Annotated in this window: 23 protein-coding genes and 1 pseudogene; 9 read left to right on the top strand and 15 right to left on the bottom strand. The window is 49.5% G+C overall.

The window, feature by feature from the left end; translation table 11 throughout:
* Position 1 precedes the first annotated feature (1 nt).
* From BQ7117_RS02145 to BQ7117_RS02130, 4 genes are all read right to left on the bottom strand, one after another.
* Positions 2–1,372 (bottom strand): lipopolysaccharide biosynthesis protein, encoded by a 1,371-nt coding sequence (locus BQ7117_RS02145; RefSeq protein ID WP_073995986.1) that lies wholly within the window; start codon positions 1,370–1,372, stop codon positions 2–4.
* A gap of 123 nt (positions 1,373–1,495) precedes the next feature.
* Positions 1,496–2,485 (bottom strand): Gfo/Idh/MocA family protein, encoded by a 990-nt coding sequence (locus BQ7117_RS02140; protein WP_202613016.1) that lies wholly within the window; start codon positions 2,483–2,485, stop codon positions 1,496–1,498.
* Between the two features lies 1 nt (position 2,486).
* Positions 2,487–3,590 carry a DegT/DnrJ/EryC1/StrS family aminotransferase gene (locus BQ7117_RS02135; protein WP_073995984.1) on the bottom strand — a complete coding sequence of 368 codons (1,104 nt, stop codon included), beginning with the start codon at positions 3,588–3,590 and terminating at the stop codon, positions 2,487–2,489.
* On the bottom strand, positions 3,590–4,195 hold the full coding sequence (locus tag BQ7117_RS02130; RefSeq protein WP_073995983.1) for an acyltransferase: 606 nt from the start codon (positions 4,193–4,195) through the stop codon (positions 3,590–3,592). The genes BQ7117_RS02135 and BQ7117_RS02130 overlap by 1 nt, the downstream gene beginning before the upstream one ends.
* Before the next feature lie 89 nt (positions 4,196–4,284).
* Between BQ7117_RS02130 and BQ7117_RS02125 the strand changes: the two genes are divergently transcribed.
* From BQ7117_RS02125 to BQ7117_RS02110, 4 genes are all read left to right on the top strand, one after another.
* Positions 4,285–4,989 (top strand): glycosyltransferase family 2 protein, encoded by a 705-nt coding sequence (locus BQ7117_RS02125; RefSeq protein WP_073995982.1) that lies wholly within the window; start codon positions 4,285–4,287, stop codon positions 4,987–4,989.
* 27 nt (positions 4,990–5,016) lie between these two features.
* A complete protein-coding gene (locus BQ7117_RS02120) occupies positions 5,017–5,385 on the top strand; it encodes a DUF2304 domain-containing protein (protein WP_073995981.1) in 369 nt (122 codons plus the stop codon).
* A 61-nt stretch (positions 5,386–5,446) separates the two neighbouring features.
* The gene (locus BQ7117_RS02115; RefSeq protein WP_084789818.1) at positions 5,447–6,607 is read left to right on the top strand and encodes an LCP family protein; all 1,161 of its coding nucleotides are present in this window, start codon (positions 5,447–5,449) and stop codon (positions 6,605–6,607) included.
* 15 nt (positions 6,608–6,622) lie between these two features.
* On the top strand, positions 6,623–8,020 hold the full coding sequence (locus BQ7117_RS02110; protein ID WP_084789817.1) for an LCP family protein: 1,398 nt from the start codon (positions 6,623–6,625) through the stop codon (positions 8,018–8,020).
* Between the two features lie 17 nt (positions 8,021–8,037).
* On the opposite strand, the gene BQ7117_RS02105 is transcribed toward BQ7117_RS02110, so the two are convergent.
* Positions 8,038–9,060 (bottom strand): adenylate/guanylate cyclase domain-containing protein, encoded by a 1,023-nt coding sequence (locus BQ7117_RS02105; RefSeq protein ID WP_237563037.1) that lies wholly within the window; start codon positions 9,058–9,060, stop codon positions 8,038–8,040.
* Positions 9,061–9,228: 168 nt separating this feature from the next.
* On the opposite strand from BQ7117_RS02105, the gene BQ7117_RS02100 reads away from it, so the two are divergent.
* Positions 9,229–9,939, top strand: a complete 711-nt coding sequence (locus BQ7117_RS02100; RefSeq protein WP_237563036.1) for a nucleoside triphosphate pyrophosphatase — start codon at positions 9,229–9,231, stop codon at positions 9,937–9,939.
* A gap of 74 nt (positions 9,940–10,013) precedes the next feature.
* Here BQ7117_RS02100 and BQ7117_RS02095 read toward each other — a convergent pair whose 3' ends face one another.
* The 4 genes from BQ7117_RS02095 to typA are packed head-to-tail and all read right to left on the bottom strand — an operon-like array spanning position 10,014 to position 14,228.
* The gene (locus BQ7117_RS02095; protein WP_073995977.1) at positions 10,014–11,345 is read right to left on the bottom strand and encodes a citrate synthase; all 1,332 of its coding nucleotides are present in this window, start codon (positions 11,343–11,345) and stop codon (positions 10,014–10,016) included.
* 60 nt (positions 11,346–11,405) lie between these two features.
* Positions 11,406–11,723 carry a ferredoxin gene (gene fdxA / locus BQ7117_RS02090; protein ID WP_073995976.1) on the bottom strand — a complete coding sequence of 106 codons (318 nt, stop codon included), beginning with the start codon at positions 11,721–11,723 and terminating at the stop codon, positions 11,406–11,408.
* Positions 11,724–11,749: 26 nt separating this feature from the next.
* Complete coding sequence (locus BQ7117_RS02085; protein WP_073995975.1) at positions 11,750–12,259, bottom strand: hypothetical protein; 510 nt, start codon at positions 12,257–12,259, stop codon at positions 11,750–11,752.
* A gap of 43 nt (positions 12,260–12,302) precedes the next feature.
* Entirely contained in the window at positions 12,303–14,228 is a 1,926-nt protein-coding gene (typA, locus tag BQ7117_RS02080) for a translational GTPase TypA (protein WP_073995974.1), read from the bottom strand.
* 26 nt (positions 14,229–14,254) lie between these two features.
* Between typA and BQ7117_RS07895 the strand changes: the two genes are divergently transcribed.
* Positions 14,255–14,389, top strand: a complete 135-nt coding sequence (locus BQ7117_RS07895; RefSeq protein WP_272914088.1) for a hypothetical protein — start codon at positions 14,255–14,257, stop codon at positions 14,387–14,389.
* Positions 14,390–14,402: 13 nt separating this feature from the next.
* Here the strand turns inward: BQ7117_RS07895 and BQ7117_RS02075 are convergent, their stop codons facing one another.
* On the bottom strand, positions 14,403–15,812 hold the full coding sequence (locus tag BQ7117_RS02075) for an ABC transporter substrate-binding protein (RefSeq protein WP_237563080.1): 1,410 nt from the start codon (positions 15,810–15,812) through the stop codon (positions 14,403–14,405).
* Between the two features lie 128 nt (positions 15,813–15,940).
* A pseudogene (locus BQ7117_RS02070) lies at positions 15,941–16,297 on the bottom strand (GTP-binding protein); the annotation flags it as partial.
* Positions 16,298–16,323: 26 nt separating this feature from the next.
* On the opposite strand from BQ7117_RS02070, the gene BQ7117_RS07890 reads away from it, so the two are divergent.
* A complete protein-coding gene (locus BQ7117_RS07890) occupies positions 16,324–16,458 on the top strand; it encodes a hypothetical protein (protein ID WP_272914088.1) in 135 nt (44 codons plus the stop codon).
* A gap of 13 nt (positions 16,459–16,471) precedes the next feature.
* Here the strand turns inward: BQ7117_RS07890 and BQ7117_RS02065 are convergent, their stop codons facing one another.
* A complete protein-coding gene (locus tag BQ7117_RS02065; RefSeq protein ID WP_073995972.1) occupies positions 16,472–18,190 on the bottom strand; it encodes an ABC transporter substrate-binding protein in 1,719 nt (572 codons plus the stop codon).
* A 106-nt stretch (positions 18,191–18,296) separates the two neighbouring features.
* On the opposite strand from BQ7117_RS02065, the gene lipB reads away from it, so the two are divergent.
* The gene (lipB, locus tag BQ7117_RS02060; protein WP_073995971.1) at positions 18,297–19,055 is read left to right on the top strand and encodes a lipoyl(octanoyl) transferase LipB; all 759 of its coding nucleotides are present in this window, start codon (positions 18,297–18,299) and stop codon (positions 19,053–19,055) included.
* A gap of 16 nt (positions 19,056–19,071) precedes the next feature.
* A complete protein-coding gene (locus BQ7117_RS02055; protein ID WP_237563035.1) occupies positions 19,072–20,109 on the top strand; it encodes a lipoyl synthase in 1,038 nt (345 codons plus the stop codon).
* On the opposite strand, the gene BQ7117_RS02050 is transcribed toward BQ7117_RS02055, so the two are convergent.
* The 3 genes from BQ7117_RS02050 to BQ7117_RS02040 all read right to left on the bottom strand — a co-directional run bounded on the left by BQ7117_RS02050 (position 20,081) and on the right by BQ7117_RS02040 (position 23,257).
* The gene (locus BQ7117_RS02050) at positions 20,081–21,775 is read right to left on the bottom strand and encodes a class I adenylate-forming enzyme family protein (RefSeq protein WP_073995969.1); all 1,695 of its coding nucleotides are present in this window, start codon (positions 21,773–21,775) and stop codon (positions 20,081–20,083) included. The genes BQ7117_RS02055 and BQ7117_RS02050 overlap by 29 nt on opposite strands.
* 67 nt (positions 21,776–21,842) lie before the next feature.
* Positions 21,843–22,625, bottom strand: coding sequence for an alpha/beta hydrolase family protein (locus BQ7117_RS02045; protein ID WP_073995968.1), 783 nt, complete (start codon positions 22,623–22,625; stop codon positions 21,843–21,845).
* Between the two features lie 161 nt (positions 22,626–22,786).
* The gene (locus tag BQ7117_RS02040; protein ID WP_073995967.1) at positions 22,787–23,257 is read right to left on the bottom strand and encodes a protein-tyrosine phosphatase family protein; all 471 of its coding nucleotides are present in this window, start codon (positions 23,255–23,257) and stop codon (positions 22,787–22,789) included.
* Positions 23,258–23,263: the final 6 nt, after the last annotated feature.

Here is a 23,263-nt window from a genome sequence, read left to right as displayed (position 1 = left end):
TTTATTCTTCTTTTTTGCTTTCCGCCGCGCCGGGCGTATCTATGTTATCAATTTGCTCTGCAGCCGGCACACTCTCTGTTTGCTCTGCCGGAGCTTCCTGGTCATAGCGGCTCGCCGCTAAATCTACGAGGAAAAGATTAATTATCAACATCCCCGCCATGAGCCAACCTAATACGGTAAGGGTGGGTATTAAGGAAAGTGGGGAAAAATAGAGCCAGCCGAGCGGGAAGATCATGAAGAAGATGGAAAATATCAACATCCAGTGCTGCTTAAAAGTGACCACAAATACTGTGGACACTGGCGAAGTCACCAGCATCAGTGCCAGCCACGGGGTAAGCGCGCGGGCAATATCCCCCACCATATTCCACTGCGGTCCAAAAACAAAGGTAAATATCCACGGCGCAATAATGTAGATAATGATAAAAGGTGGCAATCCCAGGAGGAAAGCGCGTTTTATAGTGGCGCGCACTAAGGGGCGCATACTTCCGCGCTCTACCCTCGCTAGGCGTTCGAAAAATACTTGCGAAATAGCCCCATTTATTAACCCAATTGGCACTTGCATTGATTGCCAAGCGAGGTTAAATTGCCCGACTGCTCCCAGCGCAATAGTACCAATTAGCAGCACTATCCCATTTAAGCGCACCGCATCTATTAAGGCATTTGGCAGATTCAACAGCGGCATTTTTTTATAACGCTTAGCCATCTCCCACATGCTCGGAGTATTAGAAGCCACTGGTTGGCGGAGACTCTTTGATTTTCGCCAAAGATTACCAAAAGCCCATATTTGCCCCAGCAATACTCCCCATAACAAACCGGCCATCGAACGCAGGCCGAAAGCTCCGAAAAGTACTTCTCCGCCGGAAGATCCTGCCGTCTGCTGGAAACGGTTAATTGAAATAGTTTTATAATCTACTTTTCGATTAAACCAGTACTGCATAATCGCTACGGCAGCGCTTAAAAATACGGTAAGGCCCCCTACTGGCAGCCAAAAAGCCAATTCTTCGCTACCCCAGATATCAATCACTACTCCGCGTAATGCTAAGGCAGCTACCACTGTGATCAGAGAAATCACTATATTAGCTCGCATTGCGAGGCGCGCAATCACCCGTGCTTCATCGTCAGTTTCCGGAAGCACAATAGTCATATCGTAGCGAAGATTGGCGATAGTAATTATGACTCCGGTGATTGCTCCGTAAATTGCAAATTGCCCGAAAGCTTCCGGCGTGAAAAGGCGGGCGGTAATTAAAGCTGCCGCCATTGCAAAAGCCTGTGCGGCGGCTGTACCGGTAAAAAGTACCAGTACATTTTGCAGTATTGGGCGGTCAGCTAATTTTTGCCGACTCCAACTTTGCAGCTTTCTTATTTGCTTCACCCGCGCCCCTTTCCTGACCACTCTATCGAATACCACTGTAAAGGGTGCTTATTTCCACTCGATAAAAACTGGTATGCATATAAAAGTGAGGCAGCTAGTATTTACACCGCCGCCTCACTTTATTTAAAAAGTAATGGTCTTCGCCAAACTAGCTGAATCGAGAATCGCCTGAATCACTTTCATGGTGCTCAGCGCTTCTCGCATCGATACATGCTCATTACCTTTACCGAGAATCGCATCGCGGAAATGCTCATGCTCCACTGCCAGCGGCTCCCGCTTATTTAGAGCATATCGAGTGATTTCTCCTTCAGATACTCCGCGGAAATTAGCAATCTGGTCCCATTCTAAGGGCGCAGTAGCATTCGCATAGAAAGTTAAATCTCCCATCACGGTTTCTGCTACTAAAGCACCTTTTTCACCTAGCACTACCGTAGAACGCTCTTTATACGGAGTAAGCCAATTTACTAAATGATTCACTAGCACCCCATTTTCTAAGACGCCAGTGGCACTTACTAAATCTTCATATTCTCTTCCCGTACGGCAAGCAGTGTTAGCAGAAATTTCCTTATAGGCAGCACCCGCTACCCACGCCGTCAAATCCACATCGTGGGTAGCTAAGTCTTTTACCACTCCCACATCAGCAATCCGCGCTGGGAATGGCGATTGCCGGCGGGTAGAAATTTGGTAAATCTTTCCCAACTGCCCTTCGGCAATACGTTTACGCATCTCCATCAGGGCTGGGTTACAACGCTCCACATAGCCCACTGCGCCGACTAAGCCAGCTGCTTCAAAAGCTGCCACCATGGCTTCGCCGTCTTCTACACTAGAAGCCAGCGGCTTTTCCACCATCGTGTGAATACCAGCTTCCGCCAGTTTCAAAGCAATTTCTGCATGTTGCCCAGTAGGAGCAGCTACTACTGCAGCATCTATTCCCGCAGCAATTAGCGCATCTACATCGGGTAATACTTCTAAATCGCCAGCTACGCCGAATTTATCGCCATATTTATCAGCGATTGCCACCAGCTCCGCACCCTCTAAAGCACGAATATTCCGCGCATGATGGCGGCCCATCGAGCCTAATCCGATTAAGCCATAACGAATAATTTCCCCCATACTAGGCTCCTGCCTTTGCCAGAGCATTTACTGCTTCTACTATCCGCTCTAAATCGCCAGCGCTTAATGAAGGATGTACCGGAAGTGAAAGTACTTCGCGCGCCGCTTTTTCGGTATGCGGCAACTCTAGCCCTGGTGCAAAATGCGTAAGCGAAGGTAGACGGTGATTCGGGATTGGATAGTATACGCCGCAACCCACTTTATATTCTTCCCGCAAAGCTTGGGCAAATCCGTCTCTATCTTCTTCAACCCGGATAGTGTACTGATGATATACGTGCTCAGCTCCTGGAGCCGTAGGCGGCACTATTACCCCTTGTAAATTCTCGTTGAGGAACGCTGCATTTGCCCGCCGTTTGGCGACCCATCCATCGACTTTTTGTAATTGAACTCGCCCAATAGCCGCATGGATATTAGTCATACGATTATTGAATCCCACCAATTCATTCTGGTATTGCACTTCCATGCCTTGATTACGGAGCAACTTCGCTTTCCGAGCCACTTCCGGATCTTTGGTGGTAATCATACCGCCCTCTCCCGAAGTCATATTCTTCGTGGGGTAGAGCGAAAAAGCTCCGAAAGTACCGAAGGTACCTACTTTTTCTCCGTGCAGAGCCGCCCCGTGTGCCTGCGCCGCATCTTCAAATATTAAGAGGTCATGCTCCGCCGCAATTTTACGAATCTCCTCCATATTGGCGGGATGCCCGTAGAGGTGTACCGGCATAATTGCCTTCGTACGATCGGTAATAGCAGCTCGAATAGAATCTGGATCCAAGCAGAAATAGTTATCTTCAATATCTGCAAATACCGGAGTAGCACCCGTAAGAGCTACCGAGTTTCCGGTGGCCGCAAAAGTAAAGGAAGGTACTATTACCTCATCTCCTGGCCCAATTCCCGAAGCCAGTAATCCTAAATGCAAAGCGGAAGTGCCGGAATTTACCGCCACTGCCTGCGCTCCCGGAGTTAAATGAGCAGCAAACTCTTCTTCAAAAGCAGCTACCTCCGCTCCTTGCGCGAGCATTCCAGAAGCCAATACGGCATCTACGGCATCTCTTTCTTCTTGGCCAATTATCGGCTTAGCCGCGGGAATCATAGGTAGTTCAGTCATTAGGATTCAACCTTTCGAATTGTATTTGCAAATTCTTCATAAATATCACCAGTCTGCGGGCAGCGCCAGGTATTTTCACCATTTTTTTCTAATTTTACGCCAGCATATCCTACCCAACCGATTTGTTTGGCCGGGACGCCCGCTACTAAAGCAAAAGGAGGTACGTCACGCGTCACTACGGCTCCCGCCGCCACTAAGGCCCATTCACCTATTTTGACTGGCGCTACACACACTGAGCGCGCTCCAATAGCGGCCCCTTTGCCAATAGTTACCCCTACTTGCTCCCAATCCGCTGCGGATTTCAAAGAACCGTCTACATTTATAGCGCGCGGAAAATGATCATTAGTGAGCACTACTGCTGGACCAATAAATACTCCGTCAGCTAATTCTGCCGGCTCGTACACGAGTGCATAATTCTGCACTTTACAGTTGTTGCCGAGCTTTACTCCTTCGCCAATATAAGCGCCCCGCCCAATAATGCAGTTCTCGCCTATCTGGGCACCTTCTCTTATCTGTGCTAAATGCCAAATACTTGACCCGTCACCAATTTGCGCTTCTGCAGCCACATCGGCCGTATCTACAATTCGCGGTGCTTTTGCCACCAAGACCCCTTTACGTCATAATTTAATTCTGGAGCGTACATATTTTAACACTCCTGATAAAGCGGAAGAAAGAAGTGTGAGAGAATACTGCTATGCATGAAGCTACCGACACCTCCCAATTGGTGGAGCGCACTTGGCTAGTAATACCTCTCTATAACGAAGCGAGCGTGATTGAGGAAGTAGTAAGCGCGGCCCGGCAAACTTTTCCCCATATTCTCTGCGTGGATGACGGCTCACATGATGACTCTGCCACGCAGGCGCGCCGGGGCGGAGCGACGGTGATTTCCCACCCGATTAATTTGGGGCAAGGAGCGGCTCTGCAAACTGGAATAAGCTGGGTACTCCGCTATACCACTGCGGAATATCTAATTACTTTTGACGCCGATGGGCAGCACCGAGTGAGCGACGCCCTCGCGATGGTGGAAAAAGCGGCGGCAGAAAATCTCGGTTTCGTGCTCGGTTCACGCTTTCTAGAGGGAGAAAGTCAAGCCGGATTCTTAAAAAAGATGGTGCTCACCACCGCCGCAAAAATTACCCGCTGGCGCACCGGCTTAAAACTCACTGATGCACACAATGGCTTGCGCGTGTTGCGCCGCGATGTGGCAGCACAGCTCAATCTCACCCAGAGTCGCATGGCCCACGCCTCTCAAATAATCACGCAATTGGCAGCTACTAAACTACCCAGTGCGGAAGTTCCCGTCACCATTGATTACACCGATTATTCCCGGGCCAAGGGGCAAAGCCTCCTCAATGGGATTAATATTCTTACCGATATGACTCTCGGCAATATAAAGTAAATAGAAGCCAGCGAGAAGGGATACAAATTGATAATAAAAATTATACTTATCACGGTAGTGCTGATAGTAGCTTTCTTCTTGGTGCGCTCCACTGGCAATACTAAAAACGTGGCACTGCGCCGGCTCCTGCTGCTTATATTTGTGCTACTAGCAATTTTTTCCATACTTTTTCCCCGTATCACCACCCTAGTGGCAAATGCGATAGGTATCGGGCGGGGCACTGATTTATTGCTCTATCTACTGATAATTGCCTTCCTCTCCTATTCGGTAGTGATGTTTCGGCGCTTAAATATCTTAGAAAATCGCATTGTGGAGCTTTCTCGCCGGCTCACGATTGCCATATCTGATCCGGCAAAACTGAGCGACCCCGAAAATCCCGATTCATCTACTCCTTAACTCCGGCGCTCTCAATTTTCCTTCTCCCCATTTTCCGATATATCTGGGTATTATTTTCACTATGACGAAATCCGAATCCGCCCGGCCGAAAAAAATGTTCGGCAAGCATCGGCGCGCCTTGAGCTCTGCAGCGAAGATTCGCCGTATTTTCGGACTTTTCCTTCTTTCTCTTTTACTCGGGCTGGGTTCGCTGGCCGCCACCGTAATTTATAACCTGCAAGGAAATATAAATCAGCACGATTTTACTGATTTACTAAAAGGAGCTAAACGCCCGGGTGAGGTAATTCCCTTGGATCAAAAAGAGGGAATGCCTATCAATGTGCTGCTGATTGGTTCTGATTCGCGCGAGCGCACCGATCCGGATTCAGATATTACCGGAATGCGCTCCGATACCGTAATGCTGGTACATATCAGCGCTGATCGGCAACGCGCCGATTTCGTATCGATACCGCGCGATACTTTAGTGGATATTCCTAGTTGCCAACTCACCGATGACGAGCGCTCTTATCCACAGAAGCAGCAAATGTTTAACACTGCTTTCAGCACCGGAGGCATCTACGGCGATGTTAATGCCGCTGCCACCTGTACTCTGCGCACCGTAGAAAAACTCACTGATGTAATAATAGATGGCTGGGTAGTAATCGATTTCGTAGCTTTTCAGGGCATAGTTAATACGCTAGGCGGAGTAGAAATGTGCTTTGAGGAAGCAATTCACGAAGAACTCTCTGGATTAGATGTAGCAGCTGGATGCCATAATTTGGATGGAGAGCAAGCTCTCGCGTTAGCGAGAATGCGCTATGGAATTGACGACGGCTCGGATTTATCGCGAATTAAACGCCAGCAGGAGCTAGTCGGAAAAATTGCTGAAAAAATGCTGAGTATGAATTTAGCCAGTGATTTACCGAAGTTCTACAGCATCGTAAAAGAAATTACCCAGAATCTTGATACTTCTTCTGGTCTGGGGAATTTCCGCTGGCTTTCTGGTTTCCTCTACTCTTTGCGCAATCTCCAAGTAGAAAATATCAATTTCCTCACTATGCCTAATCACTTCGCGCCAGATCAACCGGGAAGAGTAGTGCCCGCTGACAATGCGGATTTAGTGTGGGCCGCACTCCGCCGCGATATGCCAATTTCCCCGGAGATACTTTCTGGAGATAAAAAGATAGATTCGCGGCTGGAAGAAAGTGAAAAATCCGGGAATAATCAGCTTCTCAATGGCTAAAAGCGGGAAAAAGATATGGAAGACGACGAAATAGATAAAATGCCCCCTTCCTTTGCTCCGCAGGGCAGGAAACGCCGACCCAGCACTCAGGGCGCTAAGCGAATCGGGAATACAGCGGCAAATGAAGTGGAAAATCCGCTAAATGGAGGCGCAGAAAATCTACTTCCGCCTAGTTATCAACCCAACTATAAATCCAACCATCAATCTAATTACCAGCCCGACCACCAGCCTAATTACCGGCCCAGCTATCAGCCGCAAAAAAAGCGCGAATATGCCCCGGATATGATGGAAGCTCCCATTTATCCACCCCGTAATTCACCGCATACCCCGCCTAGTGCTCCGGCGCAAAATCGTCTTTTAACTAATAATTCTCCTCGCTCCGCGCTCATGCAGCCCGCCGGCGGCACGCCCCGGCACAAGAGCTGGCGGCTATCCGGGCGCCGCGCGCTACGCACGCTTGCCCTACTACTGGTGGGAATACTAATTATTAGCGCAGCTTGGGGAATATATCTCTACCAATACGGAAATCGCAATTTAACCCATACCTCAGCACTTTCCGGTGCCCCGGACACACCCGGCGATACCTATTTAATCGTCGGATCCGATAAACGCAGCGGCGCCTATGCTGATGAATCGGTAGAAGGCCAACGCTCCGATACGGTGATGTTGCTGCATAAAGCTCCCGGAGCTGACCCCGTATTGCTTTCGCTCCCCCGCGATACCTATGTAGATATTCCTGAATATGGCTACAACAAATTAAATGCGGCCTATTCCTTGGGAGAAGGGGCATTATTAGTGGCCACAGTTGAGAGATTAACTGGGCTTACTATCGACCATTACGTAGAGATTGGTATGGAGGGCGTAGTTTCTATTACCGATGCGGTCGGCACTATTCCACTCTGCTATGACCAAGACGTAAATGACCCCCTCTCGGGATTAAATTGGAATGCCGGTTGCCACTCTGCAGATGGTACTACTGCACTGGCCTTTGCCCGGATGCGCTACGAGGATCCGTTGGGCGATATTGGGCGGGCAGATCGGCAACGGCAAGTGGTGTCTTCCCTTATGAAGACCGCACTCTCTAAGAATCTCCTCTTCTCACCGCTGCGGCAGAAGAAACTCGTAGGCACTACCGCCAGTGCTCTGGTGGTGGATGAAAAAGATAATCTGTGGCAAGTAGGAAAAGCTGGGCTCGTGCTACGAAAAGTAATGCAAGGCGGAATCATGGGCACCCCACCGATAGCAGATTTAAGCTATTACCCCGGGGGCGTCGGCTCCACAGTATTATTAGACGAGAATTTAACGCCCCAATTTTGGGAGGCGCTGCGGCAAGGTACTTTGCGCGCCGAAGATTATGAAACGCTAGTGGCGCATACTGCAGATACAGCCGATACCGCAGATACTGCGCAGTAGTTTTATCGCAAAACTAGCTAGCTCTGATAGTTTTCCAGATCGGGATTATCCAATACCCGTACTTGGGCTGCTTCTATACTGCCAATCCCCTGCAGCTCTGGAATATCATAAGGTTCCGCGATGTAGCGTTGTGCATCTAAGTTGTGCAGAGCTTCTGCGGTTCGGTAGTCTACTAAAATTCCATTCACTGGGGCGACGTTGCACAGGCGCGAAGCTAAATTCACTTTCGGTCCGAAGATATCTCCAAAACGAGATACTACTTCTCCCCACACCAGGGAAGCTCGCACATCTGGCATATTAGGAGTATCCCGCAGTGCAGCCACTATTTTATCCACCACGGTGATGCCGGTTTGCAGATCATCTGCTATATAAAGCACGGCATCTCCCACCATTTTTACTACCCGCGCTCCATAGGTAGAAATCACATCGCGGCACGTAAATTCAAAGGTCTGAATAAAATCTACGAGAGCGTGCGGCGAAAGCTCACCTGAACGATGAGTAAAAGATACTAGATCGACGAAACCGAAAGCCCGAATGGTGGGAAGTACGCCATCTTTCCGATCGCGATGATCATCCAGCTCCGTTTCTACGCGGCGCAAAAGATTTGCCATATGCCGCCGCCAAGCGTACTTCATTTGATAGACGAGAAATTCTTCGTACTCCCCTATGCGATCAAGCAGCATAAAGCGAGCGGAAATTTCATCTATTGCAAAGCGCCCCGCAAATTCTTCGACTAATGCTTCGTATTGCCAACTCACCATACGATCGAGCAGATGCGATTGGGCACGAATCAGTGAATTTAAGGTATCTTCATCTACCATGCCTTGGCGCATCATATCGAAATGCGCCCGCATCACGTCGAGATCATATTCGGTAAAAATTTTACTTTCCGTATCGGTGATTACCGGAAAACCCATTGCGCGCCAAAAACGCCGCACGAGTGCAAAATCGCAGCCTACTAATTCCGCTATTTCGCGGACACTGTACTTTTCTTCCCCTCCCAGAAGCCTTTTCACATGCTCTTGTACAGTCGTAGACACAGCGCCTTCTTTAATTGTGGTAAAACTCACATCACTACTTTAAGTGAAATTCTTTGCTTTTTCAAAGTACAGCAACTAACTCTAAAATCATATAGGAAAACACCTCGTAAATAAACGAAAATACCAATTTCGGTAATTTTCTCTTTTTACTATTACAGGAGAGCACATTTGTACACACTATTACTAGCTTCCGCTTCCCCCGCCCGCCGGCAAACTTTACAAGCAGCCGGAATTAATACACAAGTGGCGGTATCTGCGGTAGATGAAGAGGAAATACGGAGAAAACTTTTTGCCACTTCCACGCCACCACCTGCACGGCCACGAATCGTCGGCTGCACCGGCTCCGAATCAGCCACTGGAATACGCGCCAGCCAAGAAGTACAGGCGCTAGCTGCCGCAAAAGCCACCGCTATCTGGCAGGAACTACAAGCGGGGAAATTATCCTTTCCACCCACTCCGCGCCCGGAAGTAATTTTGGGCTGCGATTCAATGTTGGAAATGGGAGGAGAAATTCTCGGCAAGCCACATAACCCGCAGCTGGCGCACGCGCGATTGCAAGCTATGAGCGGAAATTACGGAGATTTATACACCGGGCATTTCTTAATCGACACTGCCACCGGGAAAAGTGCGGCAGCGGTATCCTGCGCCCGCGTCTATATCTGCGAACTCAGCGAAGCAGAGATTTCTGCGTATGTGCAGACTGGCGAGCCGCTCGAAGTAGCAGGCTCTTTCACCATTGACGGCTACGGCGGCGCGTTCGTAGAAAGAATTTCCGGAGATCCGCACGGCGTAGTAGGGGTATCTCTCCCCTTGCTGCGCCAGCTATTAGCGCAACTTGGCTACCAAATAGCTGATTTCTGGAAATCTAATACCTACTAAGAGCAGGAATCTGCACCTACCGCGCAAACGCCCCTATACTTACCGGGCAAAAATTAGCGCCAGAAAATTAAAATCTACACCTGGCCGTCAGCGAAGTCGTAGAAGTAACGATTCTGCTTTGTGCGCTCCGCCATCGGCAACCAGTTACGCTCGGCATGGCCAATATAAATCTGCCGCGGGCGGCCAATGCGCTGCGTATTATCTTTCACATGCTCGTGGAACTGCGCAATCCAGCCCGGAAGTCGCCCGATTGCGAAAAGCGGAGTAAACATCTTGGCCGGGAAACCAAGTGCTTTGTAGATAAGACCCGTATAGAAATCGACGTTGGGGTAGAGATTCCGCTCAATGAAGTAATCATCTTCTAAAGCTACTCGCTCTAACTCGCGCGCCATATCGAAGAGTTCTGGATCTCCTCCCAGCTTATCGAGTAATTCGTCCGCTAAATCCTTGACGATACGCGCTCGCGGATCATAGCTCTTGTATACCCGATGCCCGAAGCCCATGAGCTTTACCTGATTAGTCTTGTCTTTTACCTGCTGCACAAAACCTTCAATAGTGAGATCAGAATTGCGGATATTATTAAGCATCCGCAGCACCGCCTCATTCGCTCCTCCGTGCAAGGAGCCGGAAAGTGCTCCCACACCGGCCGCTACCGCCGCATAGATACTGGCATTTGCCGAAGCTACCAAGCGCACAGTAGAGGTGGAGCAATTCTGCTCATGATCTGCGTGGAGAATAAATAATTTATCCAGAGCATTTACTGCGACCGGGTCAATATCTAAATTCTGATACGGAAGCCCAAAATTCATTCTCAAGAAATCTTCCGTATACGATTTCGAAGTATCTGGATAGAGCATCGGCAAACCCGCAGCTTTTTTCGCCGCATAGGCGACCATCGTCGGCACTTTCGCCAATAACAAAATAGAAGCTAAATCTAGCTGATTAGAATCTTTCGCATCCAAAGTATCTTCGTAGTAGGTGCCAAGCCCCGCAATACCGGATTGTAGAATTGACATCGGATGCCCCTGCGAGGGGAAAGAACGGAAGAAAGAAAGAAAATCTTCGTGAAGCAAAGTGTGGTGTTTGATGCGCTGCACCAGCGTAGAAAGCGAACCAGCATCCGGGAGCTCTCCATATATAAGCAAATAGGCCACTTCTAAGAAAGAACAATTTTTCGCCAACTGCTCAATTGGATAGCCCCGATAGCGTAAAATGCCATTTTCGCCGTCGATATAGGTAATTTTCGAAGTGCAGGAAGCAGTATTAGCATAACCCTTATCCACCGTGACTATGCCGGTCTGCGCACGCAGCTGTGCTATTGAAACTCCGTCATTTCCAACGCTGGCGCTTACTCGTTCCAGTTCTACATCTTTTCCATCTACCGCTAAACGCGCATTATTCACCATATCGCCACCTGCTTTCTTTCCCTCAAGAGTCTAAGAGATACGTAATTATTTCGGTTCTTCCTAGTTTTGCGGAGGAAGCTGCGCAATTAAAGGGTGATCGCCGGCGATCTTCCCCATTTTTGCCGCTCCACCCGGCGAACCTAAATCGTCAAAGAAATGTAGATTAGCATCGTAGTAAGCATCCCATTCTTCTGGCAAATCTTCTTCATAGAAAATAGCTTCTACCGGGCAAACTGGCTCACAAGCGCCACAATCCACACATTCATCTGGATGGATATAAAGAGTGCGCTCACCTTCGTAAATACAATCTACCGGGCACTCATCTACACAGGCCTTATCTTTTACATCTACACAAGGCTGGGCAATCACATAAGTCATAGGTACTTCCGATCCTTTTTCAATCCCTATTTACGTTTTAAGTTAGTAGTTTTCTCTACGCCGGCTTTGGTTTCCATTGCGTTAGCTTTATTTTTGCCGGCGCTGATTTTGGTCTTCGTCGCGCTGAATTTACGCCGCCACCGGCGCGGAGTGCGTGGTTTTTCTTCTTCCGCTGCGGGCTTTTCTACTGAGTACTTCTCCACCAGCCACCGTGCTAAAAACGGAGTGAGGAGAGCGGCCAGCAAAGATCCGCCAATCCAGAGATAAAAAAGTATCTCCCGCGGAGCTGCAAGCATATCGTTGGAAGGAGGGAAAGTAAAAAGCCCGATTACTGCCCCCTCTACCCCGAGGGCATAGAGAAGTGAAAGTACTTTTTTCTGGAGTTCCCAGGCTATCCAAGCTCCGGCCATTACCAGCAAAATTGCCAGAATCAATCCAATCCAAGGAACTTTCACCGGCGTGGAGTGCAGCAAGGTACCAGCCACTCCAGCCAATACTCCGAGGGCTAGCACACCCAGATACTTCAATATCTTCATATTCTCTATCCTACGCGATTCCCGCCATTATCCCAGCTGGGAATTATTTGCGCGCCTCTTTCTTCAAATGACCCCGCGCCCGATTTCGCGCAGCCGTACTTAGCTCTACTTTCCGAATACGTACCGTCTCCGGCGTTACCTCTAAACATTCATCCTCTGCCGCAAATTCTATCGCTTCTTCGAGAGTGAGCGTGCGGTGCGCCTGTAAAGTTTCGAATACATCGGCAGTAGAAGACCGCATATTGGTAAGTTCTTTTGCCTTTACTATATTTACATCTACATCTTCATTGCGCGGGTTTTCTCCTACCACGTGCCCCTCGTAGGTATCTTCACCCGGAGTGACGAAAAAAGTACCTCGATCCTCTAGGCGTTGCAAGGAAAAAGCCGTCACTTTGCCGGCACGATCGGATACCAACGAGCCAGTAGTGCGCGCCTCTATAGGGCCTGCCCACGGCCGATAACCAGCAGAAATAGAGGCAGAAATACCGGTGCCGCGAGTTTGGGTAAGGAAGTAGGTGCGGAAACCGATTAATCCGCGCGCCGGCACGAGGAACTCCATGCGCACCCAGCCGGTACCGTGATTAGCCATCGTCTCCATCTGGCCTTTGCGCGCCGCCATTATCTGCGTCACCGCTCCCAGATATTCCTCCGGCACATCGATTGTCGTATATTGCCAGGGCTCCTGCACTTTCCCGTCTACCACTCTTTTTACCACATGCGGTTTCCCAACCGTCAGCTCAAAACCCTCGCGGCGCATCGTCTCCACCAGAATCGCCAAGGCAAGTTCTCCCCGATCCTGCACCTCCCAGGTGTCTGGGCGATCGGTGGGCAGCACACGAATAGCCACATTTCCTACCGTTTCTTGGTGTAAGCGGTCGCGAATCTGGCGCGCCGTCAATTTATGCCCTTTTTCTTTCCCAGCCAAGGGTGAAGTATTGACCCCAATAGTCATCGAAATTGCCGGATCATCTACGTGTAGCGGCGGCAAGGGGCGCGGATCTGCCGGATCGACGAGCGTTTCCCCAATAGTGATATTTGGAATTCCCGAAATAGCCACAATATCGCCCGGGCCAGCCATTTCCGCCGGAAATCTCTCTAGACCTTGCGTGCGTAAAAGCTCCGTAATATGCACTCGTTCTAAAGTACCTTCCGGCCCTGCCTGCAGACCCAACCAAGTGTTTTTCCGCAACTGCCCCGAATAGATTCGCACCAGAGCCAAGCGCCCTAAAAACGGCGAAGCATCCAGATTAGTCACCTGCGCCACGAGCGGCGCAGTTTCGTCATACACCGGAGCCGGCACATACTTAAGAATTGCTCGGAAAAGCGGCTCCAGATTTTTATTGCGCGGCAATTCTCCATCCGCTGGTTTTTCAGTATCAGCTGCGCCAGCTTTTGCCGAAGCATAGATAGTGGGAATTTCTAAAATTCTCTCCAGATCTAAGCCGCCACTATCTTCGATATCAGCTGCTAGGCTGAGCAATAAATCTTGCGTTTCTTCTTCCACTTCCGTGATACGCGCATCGGCTCTATCCACTTTATTTATCACGGGAATGACGGGAAGATTAGCTTCTAAGGCTTTTCGCAGCACGAAACGCGTCTGCGGCAACGGCCCCTCTGCGGCATCCACCAGCAGCACAACCCCGTCTACCATAGCGAGCGCCCGCTCTACTTCTCCCGAAAAATCGGCGTGGCCGGGAGTATCTACCACATTTATTATTACGCCCGCTTCTGCTCCATACTCGGCGGCAGCCGGACCGTTATAGGTAATCGCAGTATTCTTCGCCAGAATGGTGATACCTTTTTCGCGCTCTAAATCTCCCGAATCGAGAATACGCTCCCCGGTTTTTTCTACCGTGGTATGGGTATCAAAAGCTCCGCCCTGCCAGAGCATTCCATCTACTAAAGTGGTCTTTCCGTGGTCTACGTGCGCCACGATTGCCACATTGCGTAAATCTTTTCGTAATTGCATATATAACCTCTCCGGCTACTACCCCAGTGCAGGTAAAAACCGAACTTTCGGCGAATCATCTTTCGGGCGGAATTTCCTTGACGTTTGGATTCTACTGCGCAGAAATTCGGAAAGAACTACTGGGAGCAGAAGTGGGAGAGAATTTACACTTCCGGCGCTAGGTGAAGCCCAAAGTTATTTTTCCGGAAGAAAACCGATATTCTCCGGCAAGAAGGTCTCCAAAGCCGTCGCCCCATAATTCGCCAATCGTTTATGAACCCCCGTGATATTGGCGCGGTAATAAAGCGGAATACTGATTCCTTCTTTCCAAAGTAAATTATCTAATTCTTCGGCATATACCAGCTTTTTGAGCTCATCCGCTTCCCGCGCTATTTTCCAGATATAGGTATCAAGAGCTGAATTAGCATAGCCGGTGAAATTAAGATTAGCCGCCGCATCATCTGCAGCACCGGCCGCATCGCGATTAGAAGCGTAGAGTTGGCCAATTCCGGAAAGAGGATACGGAGTAAATAGCCAAGTGACACTAGTAATATCGTATTCTCCAGCGGCCAACGCCGCCTGGAATTCGCCGGCAGAAATATCTTTCATCTCCAGCGCTACGCCTATTTTCTGCAGCTGTTCCTGCAGTTTTTGCCCCTCATTTTCTGAAGTAGGCACGCCGGTAATGCGCAAATAGCTCAAAGTAAGCACTTCGCCGTCTTTTTCAAAATACTGCGTCTTTTCATTCCAGGTGTAGCCCAACTCTGCTAAATCTTTGCGAGCGAGTTTTCCATTCACCGGCGGGGAATTATCTATATACCCTTTTTGATAGGGCAAAAGCACGTGGCTCCCCATATGTAAATCCAGATCTGCGCTCGGCAAACCACTCAAATCAGAGGCGGCAAAACCTTTGGAATCGATGCCTTTCTGCAGGGCTAAGCGAAAATCTCTATTCTGTAAAAGCGAAGATTTAGTGTTAAATAAAAGCTCTCGCCACTGGCGCGAAGCAGAAATTTTAACTGCAGCTTCCGGGCAGGATTTCACAATTTCTAAGCTCGGTAAATCCTTAATCATTGGCAGAGCATCTAATTTACCTGCAGCGAAAGCCTGCGCTGCATCGTATTCATCTAATTCGTAAAAGGTGACTTTCTCCAATACGGGAGCTTCTCCCCACCAATTTTCATTACGCACTAATTCGATAGTTTTCTTTTCTCTATCCACTTGCGAAAGACGAAAAGGGCCAGTCTGTAGAGAAGCGACATTCGGTAAATCTTTCCAAGCTGCCGAGAAAGTATCTGCATCGGAGAGGCCGGCAGCAGGAGCAATTTTTTCAAAAGTAGCTGGCCAATCTGCATAGTTATGCTTATAGGAAATAACTACCTGAAATTCATTTTCTCCCGCGGTCATTTCGGAAATCTGCTTCCAACCCGCGGCAGCGGAGCAGGTGATTCCCGCAATCTGCCCGGAGCAAGCTTTCCAACTAGCTATATAATCGGCAGCAGTTATTGGCGTGCCTGAATTCCATTTTGCCTGAGGATTTAGGTTTAATTTTACGACGAAAGGTGCGGTGCTTTGCTCCGGAGCTGGCGCTGTATAAGAAGAAATATAATCTGGATTTGCACGTACTACGCCATCTTCCGCATAAATCCAATTATGAGCAGCGGCGAGAAAATTATCTATTTTATCGTCCGCTATTTCTTCTGCACTTCTCTTCCGAAGCGGATTGAAATTTTCTGGANGGCATCCACCAGCAGCACAACCCCGTCTACCATAGCGAGCGCCCGCTCTACTTCTCCCGAAAAATCGGCGTGGCCGGGAGTATCTACCACATTTATTATTACGCCCGCTTCTGCTCCATACTCGGCGGCAGCCGGACCGTTATAGGTAATCGCAGTATTCTTCGCCAGAATGGTGATACCTTTTTCGCGCTCTAAATCTCCCGAATCGAGAATACGCTCCCCGGTTTTTTCTACCGTGGTATGGGTATCAAAAGCTCCGCCCTGCCAGAGCATTCCATCTACTAAAGTGGTCTTTCCGTGGTCTACGTGCGCCACGATTGCCACATTGCGTAAATCTTTTCGTAATTGCATATATAACCTCTCCGGCTACTACCCCAGTGCAGGTAAAAACCGAACTTTCGGCGAATCATCTTTCGGGCGGAATTTCCTTGACGTTTGGATTCTACTGCGCAGAAATTCGGAAAGAACTACTGGGAGCAGAAGTGGGAGAGAATTTACACTTCCGGCGCTAGGTGAAGCCCAAAGTTATTTTTCCGGAAGAAAACCGATATTCTCCGGCAAGAAGGTCTCCAAAGCCGTCGCCCCATAATTCGCCAATCGTTTATGAACCCCCGTGATATTGGCGCGGTAATAAAGCGGAATACTGATTCCTTCTTTCCAAAGTAAATTATCTAATTCTTCGGCATATACCAGCTTTTTGAGCTCATCCGCTTCCCGCGCTATTTTCCAGATATAGGTATCAAGAGCTGAATTAGCATAGCCGGTGAAATTAAGATTAGCCGCCGCATCATCTGCAGCACCGGCCGCATCGCGATTAGAAGCGTAGAGTTGGCCAATTCCGGAAAGAGGATACGGAGTAAATAGCCAAGTGACACTAGTAATATCGTATTCTCCAGCGGCCAACGCCGCCTGGAATTCGCCGGCAGAAATATCTTTCATCTCCAGCGCTACGCCTATTTTCTGCAGCTGTTCCTGCAGTTTTTGCCCCTCATTTTCTGAAGTAGGCACGCCGGTAATGCGCAAATAGCTCAAAGTAAGCACTTCGCCGTCTTTTTCAAAATACTGCGTCTTTTCATTCCAGGTGTAGCCCAACTCTGCTAAATCTTTGCGAGCGAGTTTTCCATTCACCGGCGGGGAATTATCTATATACCCTTTTTGATAGGGCAAAAGCACGTGGCTCCCCATATGTAAATCCAGATCTGCGCTCGGCAAACCACTCAAATCAGAGGCGGCAAAACCTTTGGAATCGATGCCTTTCTGCAGGGCTAAGCGAAAATCTCTATTCTGTAAAAGCGAAGATTTAGTGTTAAATAAAAGCTCTCGCCACTGGCGCGAAGCAGAAATTTTAACTGCAGCTTCCGGGCAGGATTTCACAATTTCTAAGCTCGGTAAATCCTTAATCATTGGCAGAGCATCTAATTTACCTGCAGCGAAAGCCTGCGCTGCATCGTATTCATCTAATTCGTAAAAGGTGACTTTCTCCAATACGGGAGCTTCTCCCCACCAATTTTCATTACGCACTAATTCGATAGTTTTCTTTTCTCTATCCACTTGCGAAAGACGAAAAGGGCCAGTCTGTAGAGAAGCGACATTCGGTAAATCTTTCCAAGCTGCCGAGAAAGTATCTGCATCGGAGAGGCCGGCAGCAGGAGCAATTTTTTCAAAAGTAGCTGGCCAATCTGCATAGTTATGCTTATAGGAAATAACTACCTGAAATTCATTTTCTCCCGCGGTCATTTCGGAAATCTGCTTCCAACCCGCGGCAGCGGAGCAGGTGATTCCCGCAATCTGCCCGGAGCAAGCTTTCCAACTAGCTATATAATCGGCAGCAGTTATTGGCGTGCCTGAATTCCATTTTGCCTGAGGATTTAGGTTTAATTTTACGACGAAAGGTGCGGTGCTTTGCTCCGGAGCTGGCGCTGTATAAGAAGAAATATAATCTGGATTTGCACGTACTACGCCATCTTCCGCATAAATCCAATTATGAGCAGCGGCGAGAAAATTATCTATTTTATCGTCCGCTATTTCTTCTGCACTTCTCTTCCGAAGCGGATTGAAATTTTCTGGAAATTTCGCTACCGACAACCGTAACTCTCCCCCCGCAGCTAACTCTGCGCGGGAAGCACTTTTATAATCGGAAAGTGGCGGGGGCTGTGGCCCGCGTGCGCTAGAATTTCCCCCGGCGCAGCCCGCCAATAAAATGACCAGACCGAGAAAAAGCGCTCCCAGTTTTTCCAATCGCATAAATTTCCTTTCCTCCCGCAGCAATTTTATCAGTTAAGCTCTCCTTTGCCCCCAGATGTTCTTTCTAACTGTGCATAAGGGTAGCTTTGTGGATTAGAATCGGCGCGTGCGCATTTTCAATCTTCTCACTGCCGGGCCACTTCCTTACCTCGAAGTGGATAAATTGCAACGGTTTTTACACCGGGAAGTAGCCGCCGGCGCAGAAGATGCTCTTATCGCTTGGGAATCTCAGCCAGTATATACAGCGGGGCGGCGTACCCACGCTGCAGATGTGCCGGATACTGATTTACCAGTATTGGCAATGGATCGCGGCGGCTCCGTCACCTATCACGGCCCCGGGCAGCTCGTAATTTATCCGATTCTGCAGACTGCGCCTCCGCCTGATGTAGTGCGCTTCGTGCGCCGCACCGAAGAAATTCTCATCACCGCGCTGCAGAGTTATAAAGTGAAGAGCTGCCAGATAGCTGGGCGCAGTGGGGTGTGGATAAAAAGGGCTGGGCAAGAAGATAAGAAACTCTGCGCTATCGGTATTAAGTTTGCCGTCAATACTACCATGCACGGAATGGCTCTCAACGTAAATACCCATTTAGAAGATTTCCACCGCATAATCCCGTGTGGGCTGGCAGATGCGGGAGTAATTTCTTTAGAGAAACTCGGCGTGACCGCAGAAATTTCCGAAGTAGCGGATTTACTCTTGCCTGCATTGGCGAGTGGGTACCAAGATTTTCTTGCCGATTTAAGCCACCGGGGAGCGCAGTTAAAAGAAATAGAGCGATCCCAGTGGAGCCAGCTATGGAAAAAGGCACAGCGCAGTATCGATTTTCCTCCGCAAACTGGCGTGCTTTGGAAGGCAAAAGATGCTTAAAGAGCCAAGGAATAAAGTGAGCGCGCACGAAGAAAATTCCGCCAAATCTCCCGCTCCGGGCGGGCGGAAATTGCTGCGTATCGAAGCTCGTAACCAGCAGATTCCCCTGGAAAAAAGGCCCGCCTGGATTAAAACCACTGCGAAAGTGGGAAAAGAATACCTGCAGATGCGCGCACAGGTGCAGAAATATGGGCTTCATACCGTCTGCAGCGAAGCAAATTGCCCTAATATCTATGAATGCTGGGAAGATAGAGAGGCTTCGTTTTTAATCGGCGGAGATATCTGCACCCGGCGCTGCGATTTTTGCTTTATTAAGACGGGGAAGCCCACTTTTTACGATAAAGAAGAGCCGAAACGGGTAGCTGCCGAGGTGCAAAACTTAGGGCTGAAATATGCCACGATTACCGGCGTCACCCGCGACGACCTTCCAGACGGAGCAGCTTGGCTCTACGCAGAAACTTGCCGGCAGATTCATAGACTTTCTCCGCATACTGGGGTGGAATTACTTATCGACGATATGCGGGGTGGAAAATCTGCTTGGGAGCAAGTATGCGCCGCCCGCCCTCAAGTATTGGCACACAATCTGGAAACGGTGCCGCGGATTTTTTCCGAAATTCGCCCGGCTTTCCGCTATGAGCGTTCTCTGGAGTTGATTTCCTTTGCCGCCCAATCTGGGCTGATTACTAAATCAAATTTAATGCTCGGACTCGGGGAAACAGCCGGAGAAGTACTCGCCGCGATGGAAGATTTACGGGCAGCTGGCTGCGATATCCTCACTATTACCCAGTATTTACGCCCCTCACCGCTCCATCACCCAGTGGCGCGCTGGATAAAACCCGCAGAATTTATCGACCTCACGGAAGCTGGCTACGAATTAGGGTTTGCGGCGATTATGGCAGGCCCGCTCGTGCGCTCTTCTTATCGCTCCGGAGCTCTCTGGGCCCGCGCTTTGGAAGCAAAGAATCTCCCTATTCCGCCCGGATTCGATATAAGCACTGCTCCCGCTCAGCAAGAAGCAGTACGTCTTATAGCGGGAGAGAATCGCTGCTCTTAAAAACTTCCCTCAAAGCGCGATAATCAATTTTTCCGTTGGGGCCCTTCGGAAGGTGAGGAAGAATTTTTAAGCGGCGCGGAAGTTTATAACGCGCTAAATAAGCCGCGCTGAATGCTTGAATTTCTTCTAAGCTAGGTGCCTCGGCATCTTTTTCTAAAGCTAGCGCCGCCGCCACCTGCTCTCCCCACCGATTATCTGCCACTCCTAGTACGGCACATTCTTGCACCCCCGGATAGCGCGCAAGTACTTTCTCCACTTCGAGCGGCGCTATTTTTTCGCCGCCGCTATTTATTAGATTGTGGAGCCGACCTTCTACCCAGAGAAACCCGTTTGCATCCACTTTCACTAAATCACCCGTGGGCAGCCAGCCTGCTTCCCTAAGAGAACCATCTTGCCGGCAAGAACTTGCGATATTAGCTCCGCGCAGCCACAATTCTCCGCTTTGGCTGGGCTGGCCAGTATCTAGATCAACTATGCATCCTTCCATATAGGGAAACGGCTGCCCGATAGATCCGAGAGCTTGCGCTAAATTATCGGCCGGCAAGCAGCAGCCAGCTCCGCCCGTTTCCGTCATTCCCCATACGTTTAACATGGGAAGGCCAGCTGCCATTAGTTTTTGTAAAAGTTGTGGATCCGCGGCCGCTCCACCTATTAAAGGTAGCCGGAAAGCTGAGAGATCTGTATGCGGAAAATCTGGATGTTGTAGCAGCGCACTGTACATAGCTGGCACCCCAAACATCATATTCACCCGGTAGCGCTGCAGATGTTTCAGCACTGTACCAGCGGAGAATTCTTTCACTATCACCACGGTGCCCCCGTGCGAAAAAATATCGAGGGTGGTGCCGTTAAAACCGCCAATATGAGTGAGAGGAGCGGCCACTAATTCTACGTCGGCAGGCGAATACTCAAATCCGGCGCGAAAGTTTTGGGCCGCCCACCAAAGTTGGCCGTGCGTAAGCTCCACGGCTTTCGGTTGCCCAGCTGTGCCGGAAGTAAAAATTATTAGCGCCGCGCCTTGCGGATAGCGCAAAGTGTTTAACGCTGCCGGCGCGGCTTGTGCACTTTGCGAAATTTCTGCCGCCAGAAGTGAGCGCAATTGACCGGGATATTTCTGTATAGCAGCAGATAGGGTGGAAATTTCCCACACTGGCACGCAGGCAGCACCGGAAGCTTGCCGGCAGTATTCTTCCCATGCCACCTCCAAAGCTCCCGCCACGCTTTCTAGATGATCTACCACCAATAAATACGGAGAAGCAGCTCGCCACATTGCTTGCAGCTCCGGTAGCGATGACCGCGGAGAAATTGGCACAAATATGGCGCCTAAGCGAGCGCAAGCCGTATGTAGAAATAAATGATAGGGAGAGTTAGCCGCCACTAAACAGAGGCGCTCTCCTGGGCGTAATCCCTGCGCATATAAAAATTCCGCCAATTGCCGCGTCAATAAATTAGCTTCTGCCGCTTTATAGCAGGTATCTTCATAATAAATTACCGGCCGCTGTGGGCGCGCTTGGGCTGCTCTTTCTAAAGAATAAGCCGGATTGCAGTCTGCGGGTGCAACTCCGTAATTAGGTACGGCACTCTGAGGAGCATTCTGCGCAAGGCCGCTATTCACCGCAGAACTATCCATCTCAAAGTCATCTGTTTTAGAGCTATCCAGATTTTGCATTATCTCGCTGCGCCCTAACTTTCCTAGCTGCCTAAATCTTTTAACTCTCTAACTGCCTAAATATCTTTTATTTCGCCGAATTTTGCAGGCAGAGAGCTCCCAATAATAAAATCCAGGCATCGTGCCCCGGGCAGATTAAATCATAGTGATTTGCTTCTGGCACTAGGGCGATATTGAAAGGTTCTTTTGCCAGGTTGTAGGTGCGCTGCGCTGGCACTATCTGATCTTTGGTGCCGTGCACTATATCTAAGCGATAACCTTCTGCGGTAAAAGCATCCGCTCCAAGGCGGGCATAGGCAACTGCTGGATCGTATTGAGCATAAAGATCAGGATTTTTTTCCGGAGTATCTCCCATCCACTGCTGGGCGGCCTTTGCATAAATTCCTTTTTCTTCTACTTCTTGGCGCAGATCAATAATTGGCGCTAATAATACTCCGTGCCGCACCGTACTGTTTTCACCAAAGAGTAAATCCAACACTGGTATCGCTCCAGAAGAAAAACCAATCCACGTGGCTCCCAGTAATTGCGGAAGCCGCGCTAAAGTGCGGGTATCTTCCAGAGTGACGCTTGGATCGCCGGCTTCGCGGCGATACTCCACTAGCGCCACTCGATATCCCGCTTCTCCGAGCGCAAGGGCAGCCGGGCGCAACGCTGGCAAGCCGTGGCGGTCATCCGCAAATATACCGTGCACTAGCACTACTAATTGCCCAGCGGCCGGACCGTACCACTCAATGAACTGCCGCGGATGAATTCCGTAGCTTACTATTTCTTCGCTCGCCACGTCTAAGGCGCAGAGGGATTCCAAAACTTCTTCGTCAGGAATACTAGTCTGAGCTTTGGAATCGTCCATTATCTCCTCAATTGCCGAAATGGGAAAGCAAATCTAAAAATCAAATACGGAAAGTATTCGCAGTTAAGTTTAGCGTGTAGATAAATAAAGCGCGATTGTGGAGTGAGAAAAATAGCGCACTACAAATTAGCACTACTGCTAAAAATCAACAACCTAATAACTTAGGAGCCGCAATCTAAACTTTCCCGATAATAGGTGAATCCGCGCAGGAACCCGCTTTGTGCGTGGGAAAGTACCGCATCTGGATGGTAGTTGCGGCGCACAAATTCTACTGCTTCTTCGGCGTCCATACCTTCGTAGAGAGCTAGAATCGCGAGCGCCGTGCCGGTGCGCCCTACTCCACCGCCACAAGTAATTTCTACTCTTTCGCTGGCGGCGCGCTCCCACGCATCGCGCAATATCCGAGCAGCTTGTGAGGGCCGGCGCGGCAGGCGATAATCCGGCCAATCTATCATGACCGTTTCCTGCGCGGTGAGCAGTACACCGTGATTAGAAAAAGCTTTGCCAACAGCAGTCGTGAGCACCACCGAAAGAGAGGCATCTTGGCTTACTTTCGTTTTCCAAGACCTGCCTCTTACTCTTCTGCCGGAAGGAAATTCTACGATTCCTTCTCCGGGTTTCCACAATTCCATGCATTC

The sequence above is a fragment of the Arcanobacterium urinimassiliense genome, assembly GCF_900119495.1.
GTDB classification, from domain to species: domain Bacteria; phylum Actinomycetota; class Actinomycetes; order Actinomycetales; family Actinomycetaceae; genus Arcanobacterium_A; species Arcanobacterium_A urinimassiliense.
The sequence above is the reverse complement of the archived record's forward strand: the minus strand, read 5'-3'. Positions and strand labels throughout refer to the sequence as shown.

What these genes read in the sequence shown, in the direction of transcription:
- BQ7117_RS02140 (WP_202613016.1), bottom strand. Translation starts at nt 2,485, where the DNA reads ATGGGGGAAATTATTCGTTATGGCTTAATCGGATTAGGCTCGATGGGC.
- BQ7117_RS02045 (WP_073995968.1), bottom strand. Translation starts at nt 22,625, where the DNA reads ATGGACGATTCCAAAGCTCAGACTAGTATTCCTGACGAAGAAGTTTTG.
- BQ7117_RS02110 (WP_084789817.1), top strand. Translation starts at nt 6,623, where the DNA reads ATGGAAGACGACGAAATAGATAAAATGCCCCCTTCCTTTGCTCCGCAG.
- typA (WP_073995974.1), bottom strand. Translation starts at nt 14,228, where the DNA reads ATGCAATTACGAAAAGATTTACGCAATGTGGCAATCGTGGCGCACGTA.
- BQ7117_RS02040 (WP_073995967.1), bottom strand. Translation starts at nt 23,257, where the DNA reads ATGGAATTGTGGAAACCCGGAGAAGGAATCGTAGAATTTCCTTCCGGC.
- BQ7117_RS02115 (WP_084789818.1), top strand. Translation starts at nt 5,447, where the DNA reads ATGACGAAATCCGAATCCGCCCGGCCGAAAAAAATGTTCGGCAAGCAT.
- BQ7117_RS02085 (WP_073995975.1), bottom strand. Translation starts at nt 12,259, where the DNA reads ATGAAGATATTGAAGTATCTGGGTGTGCTAGCCCTCGGAGTATTGGCT.
- BQ7117_RS02050 (WP_073995969.1), bottom strand. Translation starts at nt 21,775, where the DNA reads ATGCAAAATCTGGATAGCTCTAAAACAGATGACTTTGAGATGGATAGT.
- BQ7117_RS02065 (WP_073995972.1), bottom strand. Translation starts at nt 18,190, where the DNA reads ATGCGATTGGAAAAACTGGGAGCGCTTTTTCTCGGTCTGGTCATTTTA.
- BQ7117_RS02095 (WP_073995977.1), bottom strand. Translation starts at nt 11,345, where the DNA reads ATGGTGAATAATGCGCGTTTAGCGGTAGATGGAAAAGATGTAGAACTG.
- BQ7117_RS02125 (WP_073995982.1), top strand. Translation starts at nt 4,285, where the DNA reads ATGCATGAAGCTACCGACACCTCCCAATTGGTGGAGCGCACTTGGCTA.
- fdxA (WP_073995976.1), bottom strand. Translation starts at nt 11,723, where the DNA reads ATGACTTATGTGATTGCCCAGCCTTGTGTAGATGTAAAAGATAAGGCC.
- BQ7117_RS02135 (WP_073995984.1), bottom strand. Translation starts at nt 3,590, where the DNA reads ATGACTGAACTACCTATGATTCCCGCGGCTAAGCCGATAATTGGCCAA.